The sequence below is a fragment of the Candidatus Pantoea bituminis genome, assembly GCF_018842675.1.
GTDB lineage: Bacteria > Pseudomonadota > Gammaproteobacteria > Enterobacterales > Enterobacteriaceae > Pantoea > Pantoea phytostimulans.
Genome location: NZ_JAGTWO010000005.1, coordinates 125330 through 146433, shown reverse-complemented (window position 1 = coordinate 146433; position 21104 = coordinate 125330). Strand labels below are relative to the sequence as shown.

At 49.0% G+C, this 21104-nt stretch carries 12 protein-coding genes and 5 pseudogenes; 12 read left to right on the top strand and 5 right to left on the bottom strand.

Annotation, left to right across the window (positions count from 1 at the left end; genetic code table 11):
- Window positions 1–214: 214 nt before the first annotated feature.
- The 3 genes and pseudogenes from KQP84_RS23165 (at window position 215) to KQP84_RS23155 (ending at window position 3866) form a co-directional block, all read left to right on the top strand.
- Entirely contained in the window at window positions 215–781 is a 567-nt protein-coding gene (locus KQP84_RS23165) for a sugar dehydrogenase complex small subunit (protein WP_215848464.1), read from the top strand.
- Between the two features lie 33 nt (window positions 782–814).
- Window positions 815–2473 (top strand): GMC family oxidoreductase, encoded by a 1659-nt coding sequence (locus KQP84_RS23160; RefSeq protein ID WP_215848463.1) that lies wholly within the window; start codon window positions 815–817, stop codon window positions 2471–2473.
- Window positions 2470–3866, top strand: a pseudogene (locus KQP84_RS23155) (c-type cytochrome). The gene KQP84_RS23160 and the pseudogene KQP84_RS23155 overlap by 4 nt, the downstream one beginning before the upstream one ends.
- Window positions 3867–3914: 48 nt before the next feature.
- On the opposite strand, the gene KQP84_RS23150 reads toward KQP84_RS23155, so the two are convergent.
- The gene (locus KQP84_RS23150) at window positions 3915–4451 is read right to left on the bottom strand and encodes a gluconokinase (RefSeq protein ID WP_215848462.1); all 537 of its coding nucleotides are present in this window, start codon (window positions 4449–4451) and stop codon (window positions 3915–3917) included.
- A 21-nt stretch (window positions 4452–4472) separates the two neighbouring features.
- Entirely contained in the window at window positions 4473–5237 is a 765-nt protein-coding gene (gene idnO / locus KQP84_RS23145) for a gluconate 5-dehydrogenase (RefSeq protein WP_215848461.1), read from the bottom strand.
- 230 nt (window positions 5238–5467) lie between these two features.
- Between idnO and KQP84_RS23140 the strand changes: the two genes are divergently transcribed.
- The 4 genes and pseudogenes from KQP84_RS23140 (at window position 5468) to KQP84_RS23125 (ending at window position 10677) form a co-directional block, all read left to right on the top strand.
- A complete protein-coding gene (locus KQP84_RS23140; protein WP_215848460.1) occupies window positions 5468–6460 on the top strand; it encodes a LacI family DNA-binding transcriptional regulator in 993 nt (330 codons plus the stop codon).
- A gap of 151 nt (window positions 6461–6611) precedes the next feature.
- A complete protein-coding gene (locus KQP84_RS23135) occupies window positions 6612–7559 on the top strand; it encodes a 2-hydroxyacid dehydrogenase (protein WP_215848459.1) in 948 nt (315 codons plus the stop codon).
- Between the two features lie 77 nt (window positions 7560–7636).
- Window positions 7637–8944 (top strand): MFS transporter, encoded by a 1308-nt coding sequence (locus KQP84_RS23130; protein ID WP_215848458.1) that lies wholly within the window; start codon window positions 7637–7639, stop codon window positions 8942–8944.
- Between the two features lie 664 nt (window positions 8945–9608).
- Window positions 9609–10677 (top strand): annotated as a pseudogene (locus KQP84_RS23125) (diguanylate cyclase).
- 46 nt (window positions 10678–10723) lie between these two features.
- On the opposite strand, the gene map reads toward KQP84_RS23125, so the two are convergent.
- The 3 genes and pseudogenes from map to KQP84_RS23110 all read right to left on the bottom strand — a co-directional run bounded on the left by map (window position 10724) and on the right by KQP84_RS23110 (window position 14201).
- Window positions 10724–11509, bottom strand: a complete 786-nt coding sequence (gene map, locus KQP84_RS23120; protein ID WP_215848457.1) for a type I methionyl aminopeptidase — start codon at window positions 11507–11509, stop codon at window positions 10724–10726.
- Entirely contained in the window at window positions 11509–11751 is a 243-nt protein-coding gene (locus KQP84_RS23115; RefSeq protein ID WP_215848456.1) for a ParD-like family protein, read from the bottom strand. The genes map and KQP84_RS23115 overlap by 1 nt, the downstream gene beginning before the upstream one ends.
- Window positions 11752–12015: 264 nt before the next feature.
- Window positions 12016–14201, bottom strand: a pseudogene (locus KQP84_RS23110) (TonB-dependent siderophore receptor).
- 301 nt (window positions 14202–14502) lie between these two features.
- Between KQP84_RS23110 and KQP84_RS23105 the strand changes: the two are divergent.
- The 5 genes and pseudogenes from KQP84_RS23105 to KQP84_RS23085 all read left to right on the top strand — a co-directional run bounded on the left by KQP84_RS23105 (window position 14503) and on the right by KQP84_RS23085 (window position 21009).
- Window positions 14503–15588 carry a tyrosine-type recombinase/integrase gene (locus tag KQP84_RS23105; RefSeq protein ID WP_215848455.1) on the top strand — a complete coding sequence of 362 codons (1086 nt, stop codon included), beginning with the start codon at window positions 14503–14505 and terminating at the stop codon, window positions 15586–15588.
- Window positions 15589–16131: 543 nt separating this feature from the next.
- Window positions 16132–17028: an ABC transporter substrate-binding protein gene (locus KQP84_RS23100; protein WP_309140187.1), complete on the top strand. Its 897-nt coding sequence runs from the start codon at window positions 16132–16134 to the stop codon at window positions 17026–17028.
- Window positions 17025–17948 (top strand): amino acid ABC transporter permease, encoded by a 924-nt coding sequence (locus KQP84_RS23095; RefSeq protein ID WP_215848454.1) that lies wholly within the window; start codon window positions 17025–17027, stop codon window positions 17946–17948. Before KQP84_RS23100 ends, KQP84_RS23095 begins: the two co-directional genes overlap by 4 nt.
- Window positions 17941–18701 (top strand): annotated as a pseudogene (locus tag KQP84_RS23090) (amino acid ABC transporter ATP-binding protein). Before KQP84_RS23095 ends, KQP84_RS23090 begins: the two are co-directional and overlap by 8 nt.
- A gap of 23 nt (window positions 18702–18724) precedes the next feature.
- Window positions 18725–21009: pseudogene (locus KQP84_RS23085) on the top strand (molybdopterin-dependent oxidoreductase).
- Window positions 21010–21104 lie beyond the last annotated feature (95 nt).

The following is a 21104-nucleotide window of genomic DNA, read 5'->3' as shown; positions in this document are numbered from 1 at the left end:
AGGCCAGCGTGTTATATCCGCAACAGAAAGTGAACAAGCTTCGATGCACATCCGCATAAGACGGTTGTTTAAGAAACAAAATTATCATTTAGAGCGAATTTATTAACATGGCGACATCTTTTCGCTATATCTCATTAACAAAAACAGGAACGAAGCGGTAATATCCGTGATCTGCATCACCTTTCAAAGCTTGTCCTTCTAACCAGGAAAACCCATGAAGCACGAATCAGCTACAAAAAGTGCAACTTTAAATAAAAATGGAACCGGTTCCACTCGTCGGGAATTCATTTGTGCGGTTGCTGGATTAACCGTTACCGGCGCTATTGCTGCGATACCGGGTGTCTCTTTCGCCGCCACAATCGCCAGCGCCAGTGATCCGGTGAAAGCCTTCATTACCGTGTCACAAACGATTACTGAACATAAGCAAATCGATAGTGCATTGGCAGCACGTTTCCTTGAGGTATTTACTCAACGCGATCCGCAATTTGTCGCCCGTATTTCCCAACTAGAACGATTAGCGATAGCGGGAATCGATGCCAGGCAGTTCATGACTAAAGCCACGCAAGCAGGCTTAAACGAATTTCTCTATCAAATTGTTACAGCCTGGTATACCGGAACGGTAGGTGATGATTATCACGGCACGTTGGTCGCCTATAAACAGGCCCTGATGTACCAAACCGTGCGCGATGGATTGGTTGTACCAACCTATTGTAGCAAGGGCCCGATGTGGTGGACTGCGCCTGTTCCCGTTGAAAATGACGGTTTGATCGCCAGCCTTTAACTCCCTTAGAAACGTATTTAGAAAATATAAAAAATGAATAAACAACCGGTATTTACTGCTCAAGGCGACGCCTCAGCAGATATTGTTATTGTGGGCTCAGGTATCGTTGGCGGCATGATGGCTAATGAGTTAGTCAGTCAAGGATACTCTGTGCTGGTGCTGGAAGCCGGCTTGCGAATTGATCGTGCTCAAGCGGTAGAGAACTGGCGCAACATGCCCTTTGCAAATCGTGCAGGATCAGATTTTCAGGGGCTTTATCCGCAGTCAAAATTTGCCCCGGCGCCACTCTATTTTCCGCGTAACAACTACGTCAATGTCACAGGCCCAAATGCGTCGAGCTTCCAACAAGGCTATTTGCGCACCGTGGGGGGAACAACGTGGCACTGGGCCGCATCCTGCTGGCGCCATCACCCAAGTGACTTTGTCATGCAGTCAAAATATGGGGTGGGCCGCGACTGGCCTATCAGCTATGACGAACTGGAACCCTGGTATTGCAAAGCGGAAAATGAAATTGGGGTGGCTGGTCCGAATGATCCTGCCAAACAATCGCCGGTAGAACGTAGTCAGCCTTATCCGATGGATATGGTGCCCTTTGCTCATGGTGATAATTATTTCGCCAGCGTGGTCAATCCTCATGGGTACAATCTGGTGCCGATACCGCAAGGCCGCAGCACGCGCCCTTGGGAAGGGCGTCCCACCTGTTGCGGTAACAACAATTGCCAACCCATCTGTCCCATCGGAGCGATGTACAACGGTATTCACCATGTAGAACGTGCTGAGCGTGCAGGAGCGGTGGTGTTGGCAGAAGCGGTGGTCTACAAAATGGATACCGATAATAACAACCGTATCACTGCTGTTCACTGGCTGGATAACACCGGCGCCTCTCATAAAGTCACGGCTAACGCTTTTGCATTAGCCTGCAATGGCATTGAGACGCCGCGTTTACTACTCATGGCGGCTAATGACGCTAATCCCAACGGGATTGCCAATGGTTCTGACATGGTTGGTCGAAACATGATGGATCACTCCGGCTTCCACTGCTCCTTCTTGACGAAAGAGCCGGTTTGGCTTGGCCGTGGACCCGCTCAAAGCAGCTGTATGGTGGGCTATCGCGATGGGGAATTCCGTCGTGACTATTCAGCCAATAAAGTCATTCTGAATAATATCTCGCGCGTCGTGACGGCAACACAGCAGGCTTTAGCGAAAGGCTTAGTGGGTAAAGAGCTGGACGAAGAGATTCGTTACCGCGCGGTACACAGCGTTGATCTCTCCATTAGCCTTGAACCCCTGCCGGATCCTGAAAACCGTTTAACCCTGAGTAAAACCCGTAAAGACCCGCATGGATTGCCATGCCCCGATATCTATTACGATGTGGGCGACTATGTGCGTAAAGGTGCCGAAGCCTCACATGTGCAACTCGAAAAGATCGGGCAATTGTTTAATGGTAAGGAGTTCATGATCAGCCAAGGTCTGAACGCCAATAACCATATTATGGGCGGCGTGATCATGGGGGAAAGTGGTAAAGATGCCGTGGTAGATGGTAATTGTCGGGCCTTTGACCATGAAAACCTTTGGCTTCCTGGTGGCGGCGCGATTCCGTCTGCCAGCGTGGTCAACAGCACGCTGACGATGGCGGCATTAGGCTTAAAAGCGGCTCATGACATCAGCCTGCGCTTGAAGGAGTTCGCATGAAACGCCTGCTGATCACCTCTTTCGCCGCCATGATGACATTAAGTGCGCAGGCTGAAACCCCCAATAGCGATCTCTTGTCCAGAGGCGAACAGGTCGCTATCGCATCCGACTGCCAGGCTTGTCATACCGCGCCCGGCAGCAAGAGTGCATTTAGCGGCGGCTACGGCATCGCTTCGCCTATGGGAACGATCTACTCCACCAATATCACCCCCGGCACGCGCGGTATTGGACAGTATAGCGAGGCTGAATTTTCAAATGCTGTTCGATTGGGCGAGCGCGCCGATGGCGCAAAACTCTATCCCGCTATGCCTTATACCTCTTACAGTAAAATGACGGATGAGGATCTCCACGCGCTTTATTACTATTTCATGCACGGGGTGAAACCGGTCGAGCAGGCTAATCAACAGACCGATTTACCTTTTCCCTTCAACATGCGCTTCAGTATGACCTTTTGGAACCTGCTGTTTGCGGATAAAGAACCCTATCAAAACGATGCCAGCCAAAGCGCAGAATGGAATCGCGGTAATTACCTGGTAAACGGGCTTGCGCACTGCAATACATGCCATACGCCACGAGGCGTCTTGATGCAGGAAAAAGCGATCAACCGCTGGCGGGTGGACCGCTTGGCAGCTGGTATGCGCCAAATATTACCTCTGACCCGATTAGCGGCATTGGCGGATGGTCGAATCAGGAGTTGGTCCAGTATCTAAAAACCGGCCGCGCAGAGGGCAAAAATCAGGCCGCAGGCGGCATGGCTGAAGCGGTAGAAAATAGCCTGCAATATCTTCCTGAAAGCGATCTCAATGCTATCGCTGTTTACCTGAAAAGCACGGCTCCCATTCGGGAAGAAGGGGAGACTCAACCCGCTTATCAATATGGTAAACCGATGGATGTTGAAAACAGCATTCGTGGGCGCAACCCGAATAATGCTAATCACAGCTTAAGCAATGGAGACGTTTTATTTAGCGGCAATTGCGCCAGTTGCCACCAGCCAGATGGCGCAGGCAGTGTGAATCAGGCTTATCCTTCTCTGTTTCACAATACGGCGACGGGAATGCGTAATCCCAACAACCTGATTGCCGCTATTTTGTTCGGCGTTCAGCGTAAAACCGCAGACGGTGACGTCCTGATGCCGGGTTTTAGTTCGCCTTCTTACGTTGATAAGCTGACAGATCAACAAATCGCAGAAATCAGTAACTTTGTCCTGCACAATTATGGAAATGCTGAGGTTCGCGTAACGGCAGGTGATGTCGCCTGGATTCGCAAAGGTGGGCATCCACCGGTACTGGCACAAGCTCAGCCGTGGATTTTGCCGGGCATTATCGTTGCTATGGTGGTGCTACTCGTGGTTATCGTGCTCTGGCGACGAGGCCGACGCAGCAACATTAAATAAACTAAAAGTGTTTTCATGCCTCATTCTGACGAGGCATGAAACGCACTATTAAGATGCCAGACGAGCAGGCAAGGGTGTATCTGCACGTAAAATATCTACGCATTGATTCACAATTTGGCTGAGTGAAGGTGCGATATTTATCGATATGACGTCGTTCTCCTTCTCATCTGGCGCTTCTAACGTGGCAAACTGACTTAAAAGTAACGCTTCAGGCATGAAATGACCTTGTCTGCATTTCAGACGTTCAAGCACACATTCATAGTCGCCGTTAAGCCAGATAAAGCGCAGATTCGGGTTTCCCGTACGGAGTTTATCGCGATAGCGTTTTTTCAACGCAGAACAGACCAGGACACCCGATTCACTTTTCTGGTCAAGGCTAAAAATGACATCAGAGAGCCGCTCAAGCCAAGGCATACGATCATCATCATTTAATGCTTCGCCTGCTGCCATTTTCACGATATTAAAACGCGGGTGAAGATCATCACCGTCAATAAACTTGGCATGGACTGCTTCTGCAAGCGCCATACCCACAGTTGATTTACCTGTACCGGAAACGCCCATCACGATAATGCATTGTCCTGCCATCTCAGTTTCTCCTTGATAAGATCACACTGCCGCCAACATGCCGCCATCTACAAATAACAGATGGCCGTTAACAAAATCAGAGGCTTTTGATGAGAGGAAAACGGCAGCGCCAACCAGTTCTTCAGGATTACCCCAACGTGCTGCTGGCGTACGTTTACAGAGCCATTCTGAGAATTCAGCGTTATCGACCAGTGCTTGCGTCATCGGCGTTTGGAAATAGCCGGGTGCGATGCCATTCACCTGAATATTATGGCGAGCCAGCTCGACGCACATGCCGCGCGTTAACATTTTTACCGCACCTTTTGCTGCTGCGTAAGGCGTAATGGTGTCTCTGCCTAATTCACTTTGCATTGAGCAGATATTAACAATTTTGCCTTTTTTACGTGCCACCATTCTTTTGGCTACACATTGCGAAACAATGAATACGCCGGTTTGATTGGTGGCAATAATATCGTTCCATTCGTTCAGCGGAAATTCAGTAAAGGGATGTCGCCGCTGGATGCCGGCATTGTTAAACAATACGTCAATCGGCCCAATATCATTTTCAATCTGCGTAATGGCCTGCTCAACGGCTGCTTCATCGGCAACATTAAACAACGAAATATGGGCAGTGAATCCCTCATCGCGTAATTTCATTGCCGCGTTTTCAGCACGCTCAGCATGGGTGCCATTAATAATCACCTCCGCCCCTTGTTCAGCTAAACCGCGCGCCATAACAAAGCCGATCCCCTGCGCTGAACCAGTCAGCAAAATACGTTTACCTGCCAGACTGAAAAGTGTATTCATCGAAAACTCGCCTTGATTGCGAAATTGATGATGCTATCTCACGGTTTTACAGCCAACAAAACTGTGATGGAGATCACTTTAAATGATGTTACAAAACTCAGTTACACTTGCTGTGAGGCATCGCGTATTTTGCAGTTAAATCGCCGCATTACGCGGCTTCCAGGGATTCAACATTGCTGTTTCGCCGGGCATACTATGCAGACGGGATGGACGTTCAACGGAAAGAGTCAATGAAAATGCAGCGCATCACGTTACACGATATCGCAACGCTAGCAGGTGTAACAAAAATGACGGTAAGTCGTTATTTACGTACCCCAGAGAAAGTGAAAGCTGAAACGGCTGAACGCATCGCCAGCGTTATTGAAGAAGTCGGGTATCAACCGGATGCTGATAATCCTGCCATGGCAAGTCAGGCTATGCCGCGCATTGGCGTATTAATTCCCTCTTTTCATAATCAGATATTTGCTGATTTATTAGCGGGTATAGAATCGGTTACGGCGACGCAAGGCTACCAGACATTGGTGGTTAATTATGATTACGATAGCCAGCGTGAAGAAGAACAAATTGCGACGGTATTAGCTTTCAATGTTAAAGCACTGTTGTTAACTGAATCGGCACATACCGTACGCGCAGAAAAATATTTAAAAGCAGCTAACATTCCGGTGGCTGAAGTGATGGGTCTGAGTCAAACCCCGGGACGTATCAATGTGGGTTTTGATAATTATCGCGCCGGGTTTGATATGACCAACATGTTGATTGGTAGCGGCAAAAAGCGCGTTATCTATTTTGGATCGATGTCAGATATTCGTGATGAGCAGCGTTACGCAGGCTACCGTGCAGCGATGAGCGCCGCAGCGTTACCTGATGGCCGCATTGTGCCGAATAAGGTCTCTTCGGTGTCGATTGGAACCGGCATGATGACGCTAGCCCGCCAGATGTACCCTGATATGGACGGCATTCTTTGTACCAATGATGACTTAGCCGTTGGCGTGTTACAGGAGTGCCGGGCAGCAGGCATCAACGTACCTGAAAAAATGGCAATTGCGGGTTTTCATGGTTTAGAAATTGGTCAGGTAACAACGCCAAAGCTGGCGAGCGTGATCACTCCACGTTTTGAAATGGGCAAGATTGCGACAGAGATTCTGATTAAAAAACTGCGTCACCAGCCAACCATTGAGCAGGTTGATCTGCATTATCGGTTATCGATGGGTGCGACGATCTGAACCCTTCCAACTACCTGAATAGTCAGCAAGATCACGACATCGGTAACACAAATTAGTAACACTATTTGACGTGACCTTAGTCACAATAAAAAGCTCAAAATCGCCTTTAATAGAGGTCATCTGCCGAACGTAACTGTTATGAGGAATACTGATGACTTCATCTACCCGACACACTGTTTTATTAATCGCACCTGTTCTTGACTCACTGTTGGAAAAGCTGAGCAATAGCTTTGAGGTCTTTCGCCTTTACGAACAAGCTGAGCCACTGGCATGGCTTAATCAACATGGCAGCACAGTCCGCGCGGTGGTTACGCGTGGCGATGTCGGCGTAAGTAACGCGGTGCTTGAGCACCTGCCTGATGTGGGTTTAATCGCTATTTTCGGTGTTGGAACGGATGGCGTAGATTTGAATTACACCCGTCAGCATAATATCGCTGTCACTATCACATCTGGCGTTTTGACCAATGATGTCGCGGATATGGCGCTCGGCCTGATTTTAAGCGGGGCGCGTAATCTGGTTGCCGGTGATAAGTTTGTACGACAAGGTCAGTGGATTACACAGGCTCCGCCACTCGGCACTCAGGTGAGTAATAAACGTATCGGTATTGTCGGCATGGGCAACATTGGGCGCGCTATCGCTAAGCGTGCTGCAGCCTTCGATATGGCAGTCAGTTATTTCAGTCGAAGCGCTAAACCCGCGTTGCCGTATGTATGCCGAGATAATTTAATTTCATTGGCTCAAGAAAGCGATTTCCTGGTGGTTGCTGCATCGGGCGGTGAAGAGACGCGTGGACTGATTGACGATTCTGTGTTGGCTGCAATGCCGAAACATGCCTGGCTGATTAATATCGCTCGCGGATCCTTAGTGGATGAGAAGGCGTTAATCACTGCCTTGCAAAACCGATCAATAGCAGGCGCTGCTTTAGACGTTTTTGAAGATGAACCTCAGGTTCCAGCTGAGCTTATAGCGTTAGAGAATGTGGTTTTACAGCCGCATGTCGGCAGCGCTACCCATGAAACCCGACAAAAAATGCGCGACGTGGTTTACGCCAACGTTGATGCCTTCTTCAAGCAGCAAACTCTACCGAACGCAATTTAACTCACTCAATTTTGCAATAACGATGAGCTTCTGGCCCATCGTTAAGGCTGCGTATTGCTTAAAACAGAGGGCGTGATATGAACAATAAGATACCCGGAACACGCTGGCTGCGCGTGATAGCCCCGATTCTGATTACCTGCATCATCTCCTTTATGGATCGCGTAAATATCAGTTTTGCTTTACCCGGCGGCATGGAACAGGACCTTGCCATTACCAGTCAGATGGCGGGCATTGCCAGCGGCATCTTTTTTATCGGTTATCTTTTTTTACAGGTGCCCGGTGGCCGTATTGCGGTAAATGGCAGTGGTAAGCGTTTTATCGCCTGGTCGTTGATAGCCTGGATGGTGGTTTCAATAGCGACTGGATTTGTGACCAATCACTATCAACTGTTGGCGCTACGCTTTGTCTTGGGTGTTTCTGAAGGTGGGATGCTGCCAGTGGTATTAACCATGGTCAGCAACTGGTTCCCGGAAAAAGAGCTGGGCCGCGCCAACGCTTTTGTCATGATGTTTGCGCCGCTGGGTGGCATGTTAACGGCACCTGTTTCGGGCATGATCATCAACATGGCAGACTGGCGGTGGTTATTTATCATCGAAGGCTTACTCTCTGCCGTCGTGTTGTTGGTGTGGCTGTTAGTGATCAGTGACCGACCAGAAGAAGCTCGATGGTTACCGGAACGTGAACGAGAATATTTGATTGAGGCGCTTAGCCGTGAGCGCGCCGCACGCCAGTCCAAACAACCCGTTAGCAAAGCGCCGCTTAAAGATGTTTTTCGTAATAAAGGATTGATGAAGCTGGTCGCACTCAATTTCTTCTATCAAACCGGTGATTATGGCTACACCTTGTGGCTGCCGAGTATTTTGAAAAATCTGACAGGCGCAAATATGGCGAATGTAGGCATGCTGGCGGTGCTGCCTTTTGTCGCGACCATGGTGGGTATTTACCTTATTTCTCTGTTCAGCGACCGCTCAGGTAAACGTCGAATGTGGGTAATGATTTCACTGTTTTGCTTTGCTGCCGCGCTGTTGGCATCAGTGATTTTGCGCAACCACATCGTTGCTGCCTACATCGCGTTGGTGGCCTGTGGATTCTTCCTGAAAGCCGCAACCAGTCCATTCTGGTCTATTCCTGGACGTATTGCCTCGCCAGAAGTCGCGGGTAGCGCACGAGGCGTCATTAATGGATTAGGTAATTTAGGGGGATTTTGTGGTCCTTATCTGGTCGGCATCATGATTTATCTTTACGGCCAAAATGTCGCCGTCTGCGCTTTAGCGGCTTCATTAGTAATTGCCGGATTGATCAGCCTATCTTTACCCGCGTCATGCGATCTTCATGAATCATCGAAACGTGAAAAACAGGATCGTCGGCAGCCGCATCAGGTTTAAAATATATAATTTAAAACAGAACTCTTATTGTTTTGCTGTAATAGTCGCTAGCGCAATACTCATTTCTATTGAGTAATATCACTAACGGAAAGAAAGTTAGCCTCTGTTTTATCATAAAACGTGAGAAAAAAGGCGTTTGCCGCAGCCTGATCCTGGGCTGCGGCTGTAGCGCTGACCAATAACCCAAAAAACAGAGAGAAATTTATTAGTGGATTTTAAGTCGAGATGGCAACGCTCTGCTCGAATGGCAGTGCTATGAGGACGCTATTACATTATCCCGCTTGGCTTAGTATTGAAATATAAAAAACTAATGAATCATTTCCTGCATTAACTGTTGCGCAGTCAACTGTTAGCATTAGGTGATAACCCGTCCTCGCTAAGCCTGTTTTGCAGAATATTTTCGTGATGGCAGAAGACAGCATGCGTTGACACTTTCCAAACCAGAATAAAGAAACATTAAATTTATTTCTGTTGAAACAGCGCTAAATAAAGAGAATTAGCGATCGGAAGCGGTCGTATACGTTAGTTTTCCACCTTGAGCGTAACGATTCGAATTTCTTATATTTAAAAAAATCATACTTCAACCTGAAAAGTCTCAAAAAATTACCCTATTTAAGTTAAATCTCGATAAACTGCTTTAACCCTACGTTGATGCTGTTAATTGATGAATTACTACTCACCTGATGACAACCATCTAAAGCTGCGTTCGACACGCTTTGTACGTCGCATGTTTGCTATGCGCCAACTGGGTACATTTTTGTGTTTCCTGCCCATTTTATCCGTCTTGATGGAGCAGGGAAAAAGCCTGGGTGCCTGTGGATTACTGTTCATAAATGCTTTTGCCTGGCCCTATATCGCCTACCGCTTAGCGTTAAATTCACAGGATACCACCGGGCGCGAACGCAACAATTTAACTCTCGATGCCGCTTTCGGTGGTATTTGGGTTGGATTGATGGCGCTCAGTCCGCTGCCTTCATTTGTGATTATAGCGGTCCTGATTTCTGACCGTTATTCTGCCGGGGGCTGGTCACAGTTGATCGCCGCTGTTCAGGCTTTTTTGTTTGCTTTTGCCTTGGTCTGGGCTTTGGAAGGCGCCCCGATAGAAACGGAATTTTCGACGCGCACCGTATGGTTAACGTTGCCACTGGCAACCGGTTATTTACTGGCGCTGAGTGTGGTATCGCACAACCTTACGCTAAGTTTAAGGAAAAAAATAGCGAACTGGAGCGCATCGCGTTAATGGATCCAGGCTTAAAAATTCCTAATCGACGCCTGTTTGAACACCGTCTCGAAAGCGAGTTTCTTCGCACCAAACGTGGCGAAGGCAATGCGTATCTAATGCTGCTGGATGTTGATCATTTCAAGCATGTTAACGACACGTTTGGCCATGAAGCGGGAGATTTCTTGTTGGCAGAGATTTCGGGATCGCTGCGTGACAACGTCGGAATGAAGGACGTGCCCGCACGTTTTGGCGGCGATGAGTTAGGTGTTATCGTTCGGGATGCAGATGATGTCACCATCATTGCCATGGCAGAGCGAATCAAAAATCAGATCGAACTGATCCGCTTACCCGCTTCCCTGACTATCAATGTACCGTCAGCATCGGTATCGCTGCGGCACGAGAGGCGGGTTCGATCCATGAATGGTTGCGTTATACCGATGAAGCACTTTATCGGGTCAAACGCGCTGGACGCAATGGCATTCAGCTAAGGCAATCCACATCACAGCACTAATCTTTAACGGAAGCGCTTACGGCGCTTCCGCCTTATTTTCTCAGAATCAAATGGCCGGATAATCGCCGGTTCCTTCAGGCCACGGCGTTAACAGATCAAAACCGTCTTCGGTCACGGCAACGGTATGCTCCCATTGCGCGGAGAGTGAACGGTCTTTGGTCACTACTGTCCAGCCATCGGAAAGCAAACTGGTTCCGGCTTTGCCTGCATTGATCATCGGCTCGATAGTAAAAATCATCCCTGCTTTAAGCGGCATGCCTTCGCCCGGTGTGCCGTAATGCAGCACCTGAGGATCGGTGTGATAAATCTCGCCTACACCGTGTCCGCAATATTCACGCACCACGGAAAAACCTGCACCTTCCGCGACGCGTTGGATTGCAGCACCAATATCCCCTAAGGTTGCGCCAGGACGAACAGTTTTAATGCCCGCAACCATGGATTGATAGGTGATTTCTACCAGACGTTTGGCGCGTACGGAAGGTTGCCCAACAAAGTACATACGGCTGGTGTCGCCATACCATCCATCTTTGATGATCGCGACATCAATATTCACGATGTCGCCATCTTTGAGCTTTTTCGCAGCGGGAATGCCATGGCAAACCACATGATTAACCGAAGTACAGGTGGTACGGGTATAACCGTGATACCCAATGTTCGCGGGCGTAACTTTCAGTTCATTGACGATGTAATCATGGCAAATATCGTCAAGTTCTTCCGTCGTGATCCCGGGTTTGACGTGTGGAGTGATCATCTCCAGCACTTTAGCGGCAGCATGACCCGCTGAACGCGCCATTTCAATTTCCCGTGCCGTGTGAATTTTTACTGTGTTCATTACACATCTCCTTGTGAAGTGAGATTGTCGCTAACGACTAAGTTACGAATATCTGAACTGCCATCCAGTTCGGCGCGAATTAACATTTGCGCCAGTTCATGCTGATTCAGCTGTGGATAGAGTTCGGCCATCATGCCCAACTTTAACCAATGCTCTGCTTGAGAGTTAATGGAGCGACTCATCGCCTGACTGGCGATACGCAAATTCTCATGCATAAGGTCGGAAATTTTTACAATGCCCATATTATGCCTATATGAAACGTATATGTTTTGTATATTTACATGCTGAGTGGGATTTTTCAAAGGAAATATATGTGACGTTGTCACTAAAGGAGGGCGTGCTCTCTAGAATCATTATGTTCACAACCTAAATCAGAACCGACCCACGCCAAACTCCACGAATCATCCTGATAAAACCGATGCTAAAAACATAACTCCTCTTATGAGATTGTTTTTAAATAAAAAAAGCGCCTCATAAAGAAGCGCTTTTTTGAGAATAGCCTGCTATCAGAATGACATTGTTAAGCCAGCATAATAGGCGCGACCGGGCTCATTATAGGTTGAAGCACCTTCCGCTTCGCGATAAATACGCTTATCCAGCAGGTTGCTGATGCCGGCATTAGCCCGCAAATTTTTGGTCAGATCGTAGTTGAAGTTCAGACCGAAAACAGAATAGGCACCCACTTCTTTGGTCGATAATGAGCCTGCTTCGGTACGTGATTCTGCATATTCACGCGGCTTTTGACGACCATACATTGTCCAGTTCAGGTTACTGGAAAAATCTTGCGTAACCTGCCAGTCCAACATGGTGTTGATGGTGTACTCGGGAATGATCGAAAGCGGATTTCCCGTATCCTTGTCTTTTGACTGAATCATGTACGTTGCGTTAGTACGCCATTCCAACGTGTCACGAATGACCGGGATCGTCATGTTACCTTCCAGTCCTTCAACCACAGCTTTGCCGCCGTTGCTCCACTGCAGAATGTTATTACCATTCGAGGCATAGCCAATGATATCGGTACCGGCGACAATTTTGTTTTTGTAATCATTACGGAACCAGGTAATGCCAGCGACGTAACCTTCATTGATGAACTCAATCCCCAACTCTTTGTTTACGCTAACTTCAGGATCCAGATCTTCGTTACCCAATAAATAACAACTGCCGGTGGCGATACCGATTGGACAACCATTGCCGCGCGTTGAAAGGAGATAACCCTCTGTGGATTGATAAAGGTTAGGTGCTTTAAATGCGCGAGCAATACCGGCCTTCAACGTGAAGTGATCGCCTAAGCCCTGTGAAATATTCAGGCTTGGGCTCCAGTTAGCACCAAAATTATCATGATAATCAAAGCGCAAGCCGGGATCACTTCTGTACTGTCAGTCGCAGCAATGTTGTCTTCAAAATAGAGTGAACTGATGGTTGCGGTGTTTTTACTGTTTCGGGCTGAAGCATCGCCGCTTACGTCACCAATCACAACACCGGATGCGTTGGTTGCCTGCATGGATGCCGGATCGTTAAGCTCATCGCGATTCCATTCAGCACCGAGAGTAACCGTTTGATCCCGCAATAATTCCAGCGGGAAACTGACTTCGCTGCCAGCGCGGTAACTTTCAAATCGGCTGGTGGTGTAAGTATTGCTGTTAATGCGGCCTTCACTGCTGCCGGTGGTTCCTTCCTGCAAACGCGTATTGTTGGTTTTTTCGTAGTTGAAAGTCAGTTTCGACTGTCCCCAATCCCAAATACCATTATGCGCGATGCCATAACTTTGGCGGTAAAGGCGATTGGTTTCATCACCTTGCAGAGATTCAATCAGCGCATTGCCGCCACCGTTACTGTATTGCGTATCGCCAGCGTAGATATTGCCTTGTCGGCTATAGCCATAACTAAAATCCAGAATTTGCTCTGGCGTCAGTTTCCACGAAAGTACCGAGTTAATATCTTTGTTACGCACACCTTCGCGCCCAGCTGCGGCAGAACCATTTTCTGCAGTGTTGATGTCGAAAGCATCAGCATCGGTTTTATTGATGTTGCCGTACAAGCGCATCGTTAATGCGTCGCCTGCCAGCGGGCCGCTCAAATTAAAGTTGGCGCGTTTCGTTGCACCTTCTTTGTCATCTTCCGGTTGATTAGTGTAAAGCGATAACGATCCATGCCAGTCATTAGTGGGCCGTTTGGTAATAATGTTAACGACGCCGCCCGCTGCGCCAGAACCGTAACGTGCAGCAGCAGGACCGCGAATGACTTCAATACGTTCCACCATTTCTGGCGGCACCCAGTTAGTGTCGCCGCGGGAATCACGTTCGCCGCGCCAGCTATAACGTACAGAGTTGCGCGAGGAGGCGGGAACACCATCGATCAGGATCAAGGTATTTTCTGGTCCCATCCCGCGAATATCAATTTGGCGGTTATTGCCGCGACTGCCGTTAGCCGTATTACCGGTAAGATTGACGCCAGGCATTTTGCGAATGATGTCGGAAAGGTCATTTACAGGCGGGCTTTTTTCAATATCCTGCGCCGTAATGGTTGAGACGCCAGGTTGTTGTTTTAATTCCTGTTCGGCGGTGACTAACATGGTTTCACCGTCAGCCAATTTATCCGTTTCTTCTTCATTAGCGCCGTAAGCAGAAGTGCTCAACAGTCCAGCCAGCAAAAGCGCGATGGGACGCTTCTGGACATGCGTAGTTACATTCACTTAATCAATCTCCCTGATACGTTAACGTTTGTAAGTAAATGCGTATGATAATGATAATAGTTATCATTGTATATATCGGCGTAACACCTTTACATTCCTCCACAATTGGTTAAATAAACAGCAAAAAAACGCTGCTCCAATCTAATTTTGAGCCGGTAATCAGGTCGATAAGGTTAGCAAAATACGTTAAAACGCGTCTTTATGACTCCAGACCTATTAAGTCTGGAGTCACACGCAATTGGGCAGTAAAATGCGTTGTTTAACACTTGTGTAGCTGCGCGTTGGAAAGGGAAGTTTGCGAATGACACTGTCTTCATCACACGTTGGTCGTCATGTTTTGGTTTGGCTGGCCGACATCAAAACCTCTTCACTTGGCCAACTCGATAATTTTGGTGATGAAGGCACGGTAGAGCAGGTGATGAAAGTGTGGGTAAAACTTTCGTTACTGGTTACTCGACGTCGACCCGAGATCGCTATCTCCTCTTTACTCAAACATGTGCTGCCGCAGATCGGCTCACTTCCGCTGAAAAGCATTACCCGGTTACGATTGAATCGCCTTTACAACATCCTGATCGCTGACGGTAAAAAAGAAGAAGCGCGGCGCGTTTTTGCCTTAACTAAACAGTTTTTAGCCTGGGCGGAAATTCAGGGCTATCTCGATCATTCGCCAATCGCTTCCATGAAAAAACGCGACGTGGCCGGACGCGCTACGCCGCCTCGAACCCGACAATTATCTGACGCCGAAATCTGGGTTTTTTGGCATGGGCTTGATAACTGGGCGCTTTCTGAACAAGCGCGCTGGGCGCTGCGTTTGTGCCTGGCGAGTGCGCGGCGTCCAGATGAAATTATTCAGGCCCAGAAATCTGAGTTTGATCTGCAATTGGGTTTGTGGAAGCAGGGCACGCGTAACAAGTCGCAGCGTGAACACATTTTGCCGATTTCACCGCTGATGCGTCTGTGTATCGAAGAGTTAATAAAATCATCGGATTCGCGATCGCCCTGGCTAGTTCCCGCGCCGCGTGATGCGCAGCAACCGCTATCGAAAGGCGCACTTAACCAGGCATTGCGGCGGATGATTCGGGCCCCGCGCGGATTAGGACTTGAGCCATTTTCACCGCGAGACCTGCGTCGAACCGCACGTTCGAAGTTATCTGCATTAGATACGCCAAACGATGTCGCTCGAAAAATCATGAACCATGCACTGGAAGGAATTGACCGCGTTTATGATACACATAACTATTTGGACCAAATGCGTGAGGCGCTAAATAACTATTCAGATGCTTTACTGCAAATCACGTCCTGTGAAAGTTATTATGTATTGCGGCATCGATTCGAAGGTGAAAAGCTAGTCTTGAGTGATATGTCACTCATGTACATGTCATCATGAATATAATTAAAATAACCAGTGAGTAATAAATAATCGTTAAGAATGAAGTGGGTGACTTAAAATAGATTTTAAATGTTATATCTAATAACTTAACGGAATACCGATAACGATATTGCTTTAATTCTTTAGATCTATAAAGGGTTGATGCATCGCGATTAATCTGATGTCTGGCGGTTGGATTGATCGGCTGTTTTATGTCGAATCTCATCAAACTTATTGTATGTATTGATTTTTTAGGCCGCTTTGCCTGGCTTTACTGTTTGATTTAATTAATAACTATAAACACGATTTTCTCGTTTAAAAGTATAGGGTAATAACCCCTGGCATAGCTTTATTCCTAAACACTCTTCCTAAAGTCATTTTTAGCAAAAGCTTAGATGTTTTTCGCATTTGTTATAGATGCATATATTCACAGACAATGATCTGCGTCAGCGACAGCCAATGAATTGGCGGCGGTGTAACGTTATAAACGGTTTACTTTGATGATGTTAATTCTCCCATTTTGGAGAATATTTGATGATTCTTATCAGGAGAAAGGTTCCAGTGAAATTAACTAAAGGAATGACCTTATTAGCGCTCGTAATGACCACTCACTTCGCTAACGCTGCCGATGTTTCTGTTCCCACTGACAGTTCGCTGCATGTCGATGCCGATGCCAAACTAAAGAGCCTGCTGCCGCCAGATATTACTCAGCGCGGATATATCGTCGCTGGAACCAACCCTAATACGCCGCCAACCACCTTCTTTAAGGAAGACAATAAAACCCTGGCAGGCCGTGAAATCGACATTATGAATGCGGTGGGTGAACGTCTGGGTATCAAAGTGCAATGGCGCGATACCGGCGGTTTCGACAATATCATTCCGGGTTTAAAAACCGGTCGCTACGATGTTGCCTTATCTAACATCAATGCCACGCAAACCCGCCTGAAACAGGTCGATTTTGTTGGCTACTATAACGCCAGTCGCCTCGGCATTATTTCTTTGAAGTCTGCCAACATTGCCCCTTTTACCGCCTTTGATGCCGTATGCGGTAAAGAGGTCGGTGCAGGCGCGGGAACAACGCAAATCATGCGGCTGGAACAAGCCAGCAAAGCCTGTGAGGCCGCTGGGAAGCAGCCGATTAAAGTGGCGGTATTTCCCGATCGCCCTGCTGGCGTTCAGGCTGTTGTAAGTGGTCGCGTACCGATGTTTTTTGGTCCTTATGAGGGCCTGAGCTGGCAGACCAAGCTGATCAAACCTTTGGCGTTAAGCGGTGAAATCCATGTTGATGACGCGCCTGTCTCCGTTGCTTTTCCGAAAGATTCTCCGCTTGAACCTGCTGTTCAGGCCGCGCTGAATTCTCTGATCAAAGATGGCAACTACCAAAAAATTCTCGATCATTGGGGCATTGGTTTCGGTGCAGTAACGGAAGCCAAACGTAACGAAGAGATTTTCAAATGAGTTCACACTCCGAACACACTGATGATTTACGCATCGTAAGTAAACGCTATTACGGTCGTTGGTTCAGCGCCTTGGTGGTGCTGTTCTGCGTAGTGGCAATGGCGCATTCGATGATGAACAACCCACGCTTTGAGTGGGGCATTATCGCAGAGAGTTTTACTGAAGCGTCAATTCTGCAGGGCGTTTTGATGACGCTGCAGCTCACCGCCATATCAATCGTGCTCGGTTTTGCTTTCGGAACCGTGCTGGCGTTGATGCGACTCTCATCCAATCCGGTGTTGGTTGCGGTGAGCTGGGCTTACACCTGGTTCTTCCGCGGTGTGCCGATGCTGGTGCAACTGTTTCTGTGGTACAACATCGCGGCACTTTACCCCACGATAGCGCTCTCTTTGCCGGGAGTCGGTGAGCTCTGGAGTGCGCAGTCTAACGCGTTAGTGAGTCCGTTCAGTGCAGCAGTGATCGCCTTAGTCATGCATCAATCTGCTTATGCGGCTGAAATTGTGCGAGCCGGTATCCAAAGCGTAGGAAATGGTCAGCTTGAAGCGGCCCGTGCATTGGGTTATCGACCAGCACAAATTTTTCGGCATACCGTTTTACCGCAGGCGATGCGCGCCATTCTGCCGCCTGCGGGTAACGAAATTATCGGTCAGCTTAAAACAACCGCCGTGGTTTCAGTTATCTCACTTCAAGACGTTCTGTTCTCTGCGCAGATTATTTACCAGCGTACTTATGAAGTGATCCCGCTGCTGTTAGTCGCCACCTTATGGTATCTGCTGATGACCTCGGTGTTGTCGATCGGACAATATTATGTTGAACGCTACTTCTCGCGTGGCGTCACGCGCCGTGAAAAGCGTGGTTGGTTGAGCATTATTACCGGTTTCACGCTGCCTAAAGCCGCAAGGAGTGTCAGCAATGGCTGAAGCAATTACGTTACGTAAAGTCACTAAGCGCTTTTCCGGTAACACGATTTTGGATGCGGTAAACCTTGATATTCCGGCGGGTTCGGTCACGGTGATCCTCGGCCCATCCGGCTCAGGCAAATCAACCCTGTTGCGCTGCATTAATCATCTCGAAAAGCTCGATGGCGGCACCATCCGTATTGGTGGCGAAATGGTGGGATATAAGCAGAAGGGCCAGGCGCTGCACGAACTTAATAGCCGTGACGTAGCGCGTCAACGCAGTCAGATTGGCATGGTGTTTCAGCAGTTCAACCTTTTCCCGCACCGTACCGTGTTGCAGAACATTATTGATGCGCCCATGCGCGTGAAAAAACAGAGCCGTCAGCAAGCAACCGAGAAAGGCAGAAAATTGCTGCAACAGGTGGGACTGGCGGGACGCGAAGATGAATGGCCGCAAAATCTGTCGGGCGGACAGCAGCAGCGCGTAGCGATTGCCCGCGCCTTAGCGATGGATCCCGGCGTAATGCTGTTTGATGAACCCACTTCCGCGTTAGATCCAGAGCTGGTGGGGAAGTACTCCAGGTCATTCAGCAACTGGCACACTCTGGCATCACTATGGTGATTGTTACACATGAAATCGGCTTTGCGCGTGAAGTGGCCGATAACATCGTGTTCATGGAGGCGGGGGCGATAGTGGCTGCCGGCCCAACCCAGCAGGTGCTGGATGATCCTGAAAATGGTCGCGTACGTAATTTCATTTCAACGGTGCTTTAGGCACCGTTTTAACTGGGAATATCATGTCCAGCATGCACAGTTCGCACTGGGGTGCTTTTCGCGCACGCCCTAACGGCAATTCGTTAATGATTGAACCCTTCAGCGGCGATCCCGATCCCAGCCCGCTACTAAACAACTTTACGCACGTTCTCGATCATCCGGCGCGCGTGACGCAACCGATGATCCGTCGCGGCTGGCTGGAGAAGGGACCCGGCGCAGATTCACGCCGTGGCGATGATGAGTTTGTGGCGGTGAGTTGGGATCACGCTTATTCCCTGATCGCCGCTGAGCTCACTCGCGTTAAAAACAGTTATGGGCCGGAAGGGGTTTTCGGTGGATCGTATGGCTGGTCCAGCGCTGGCCGCTTTCACCATGCCCAAAGTCAGGTTCATCGCTTTCTGAACACCACCCTTGGCGGCTATGTTCGTTCGGTTAACAGCTACAGCTCGGGTTCCGCATCGGTGTTGTTGCCGCACATTGTGGGCGACATGAATGAAATTGCCCGGCGTGGGGTCAGCTGGCAAGAGATTGCCGAGCACAGCGACATCGTCCTGGCATTCGGTGGCTTAGCATTAAAAAATTCACAGGTTGCCAGCGGTGGCGTCAGCGAACACACCGAACGCGGCTACATGCAGCAAGCTTCCGCACGCGGCGCACGCTTTGTTTCGGTTAGTCCGTTAAAAAGCGATCTCCCGGCTGAAGCGCAGGGTGAATGGATAGCGCTGAATCCCGGCACCGATGCGGCCTTTATCCTCGGTTTGCTTGCCGTGTTGATTGAACATCAGTTAACCGATGAAGCCTTTCTGGCGCGTTACTGTGTCGGTTGGGAGACAATGAAAGCGTATATCCTCGGTGAAGAGGATGGCGTGAAACGCGATGCGCAGTGGGCAGCGCAGATTTGTGGTCTGTCAGCAGATCATATTAGGGATATTGCCCGCTCGTTACAGGGTCGACGCGTGCTTGTCACGGTGGCCCATGCGCTTCAACGCGCAGAATTCGGTGAACAGCCGGTGTGGCTTGGATTAGTGTTAGCGGCAGCATTGGGTCAACCGGGCTTACCGGGCGGCGGCTATACCTATGCACTTGGCGCGCTGGGTCATTACGGTAAACAACATAATCTGGTGAGTTTCCCGGCGTTGCCGCAGGGTAAAAATGGTATTGATCGCTTTATTCCTGTGGCGCGCATCGTTGATATGTTGCTGCATCCAGGTGAAAAGTTTGATTATAACGGACGCCGTTTAACCTATCCCGACATCAAACTGGCCTATTGGGCAGGCGGCAATCCTTTTCATCATCATCAGGATTTAGCGCGTTTACGACGTGGATTCTGTCAGCTTGATACGTTGATCGTGCACGAAATTGCCTGGACCGCCACTGCTCGTCACGCGGACATTGTGTTGCCAGCGACCATGACGCTGGAGCGAGAAGATATTGGCGGCGCCCCAACCGATCGCCATTTAATTGCTATGCAACCGGTTGCCGCGCCTTATGCCCAGGCAAAAGATGATTATGTGATCTTCACCGAGCTGGCTAAACGTTTAGGTGGCGAGCAGGCGTTTACCGAAGGGCGCGATACACAAGGTTGGTTACGTCATCTCTATGGTCAAATGCAGGAAAAATTAGCGGCGCACCGCGTCAGCACCCCGATTTTGATGACTTTTGGCAACAAGGTTTCTTAACGCTGCCGCAGTTGAACGATGCCGGACGCATGATCAACGCTTTTCGCGCCGATCCCGATGCGAAGCCGCTACCTACGGCAAGCGGAAAAATCGAAATCTACTCGGCGACCATTGCCAGTTTCGGTTACGAGAGCTGTCCTGGACATCCGGTTTGGCGTGAGCCGCGTGAAAAACCGAATGCAGAATATCCGCTTTGGCTGATTGCCAATCAACCCGCAACGCGACTGCACAGCCAACTCGATTTTGGAGCCTACAGTCAAAGCGGTAAACAAAATGGACGTGAGGTGTGCAGCCTCAACCCGATAGATGCCAGTCGGCGCGGCATTAAACAGGGTGATGTTATTGAGCTGTTTAATCTACGCGGACACGTACTGGCCAGCGCTCGCGTGACCACAGATGTTATGCCTGGCGTTATTCAGCTTCCGACCGGCGCCTGGTATGACCCGGTAGATGTGCATGCAGCCCGGCCTTTGTGTCGTCACGGCAACCCGAATGTCTTGACCAACGATATTGGCACATCTTCGCTGGCGCAGGGGTGTACCGGCCAGATCACGGTGATAGAGGTGAGGAAATTTTTGGGCGACGCACCTGACGTTCGCGCTTTTCTTCCACCTGAAGCGACGATTTGAAAGACGTTTGAGGCTTACCGGCACGTTTGAGACTTAGCCTTGAGTTTCAACAAACAAATAAGAGAGGCTCAGGCGCTGTATCACGCCCGAGCCTC

What these genes read in the sequence shown, in the direction of transcription:
- KQP84_RS23130 (WP_215848458.1), top strand. Translation starts at nt 7,637, where the DNA reads ATGAACAATAAGATACCCGGAACACGCTGGCTGCGCGTGATAGCCCCG.
- KQP84_RS23160 (WP_215848463.1), top strand. Translation starts at nt 815, where the DNA reads ATGAATAAACAACCGGTATTTACTGCTCAAGGCGACGCCTCAGCAGAT.
- KQP84_RS23105 (WP_215848455.1), top strand. Translation starts at nt 14,503, where the DNA reads ATGACACTGTCTTCATCACACGTTGGTCGTCATGTTTTGGTTTGGCTG.
- KQP84_RS23135 (WP_215848459.1), top strand. Translation starts at nt 6,612, where the DNA reads ATGACTTCATCTACCCGACACACTGTTTTATTAATCGCACCTGTTCTT.
- KQP84_RS23165 (WP_215848464.1), top strand. Translation starts at nt 215, where the DNA reads ATGAAGCACGAATCAGCTACAAAAAGTGCAACTTTAAATAAAAATGGA.
- KQP84_RS23115 (WP_215848456.1), bottom strand. Translation starts at nt 11,751, where the DNA reads ATGGGCATTGTAAAAATTTCCGACCTTATGCATGAGAATTTGCGTATC.
- KQP84_RS23150 (WP_215848462.1), bottom strand. Translation starts at nt 4,451, where the DNA reads ATGGCAGGACAATGCATTATCGTGATGGGCGTTTCCGGTACAGGTAAA.
- KQP84_RS23140 (WP_215848460.1), top strand. Translation starts at nt 5,468, where the DNA reads ATGAAAATGCAGCGCATCACGTTACACGATATCGCAACGCTAGCAGGT.
- idnO (WP_215848461.1), bottom strand. Translation starts at nt 5,237, where the DNA reads ATGAATACACTTTTCAGTCTGGCAGGTAAACGTATTTTGCTGACTGGT.
- KQP84_RS23095 (WP_215848454.1), top strand. Translation starts at nt 17,025, where the DNA reads ATGAGTTCACACTCCGAACACACTGATGATTTACGCATCGTAAGTAAA.
- map (WP_215848457.1), bottom strand. Translation starts at nt 11,509, where the DNA reads ATGAACACAGTAAAAATTCACACGGCACGGGAAATTGAAATGGCGCGT.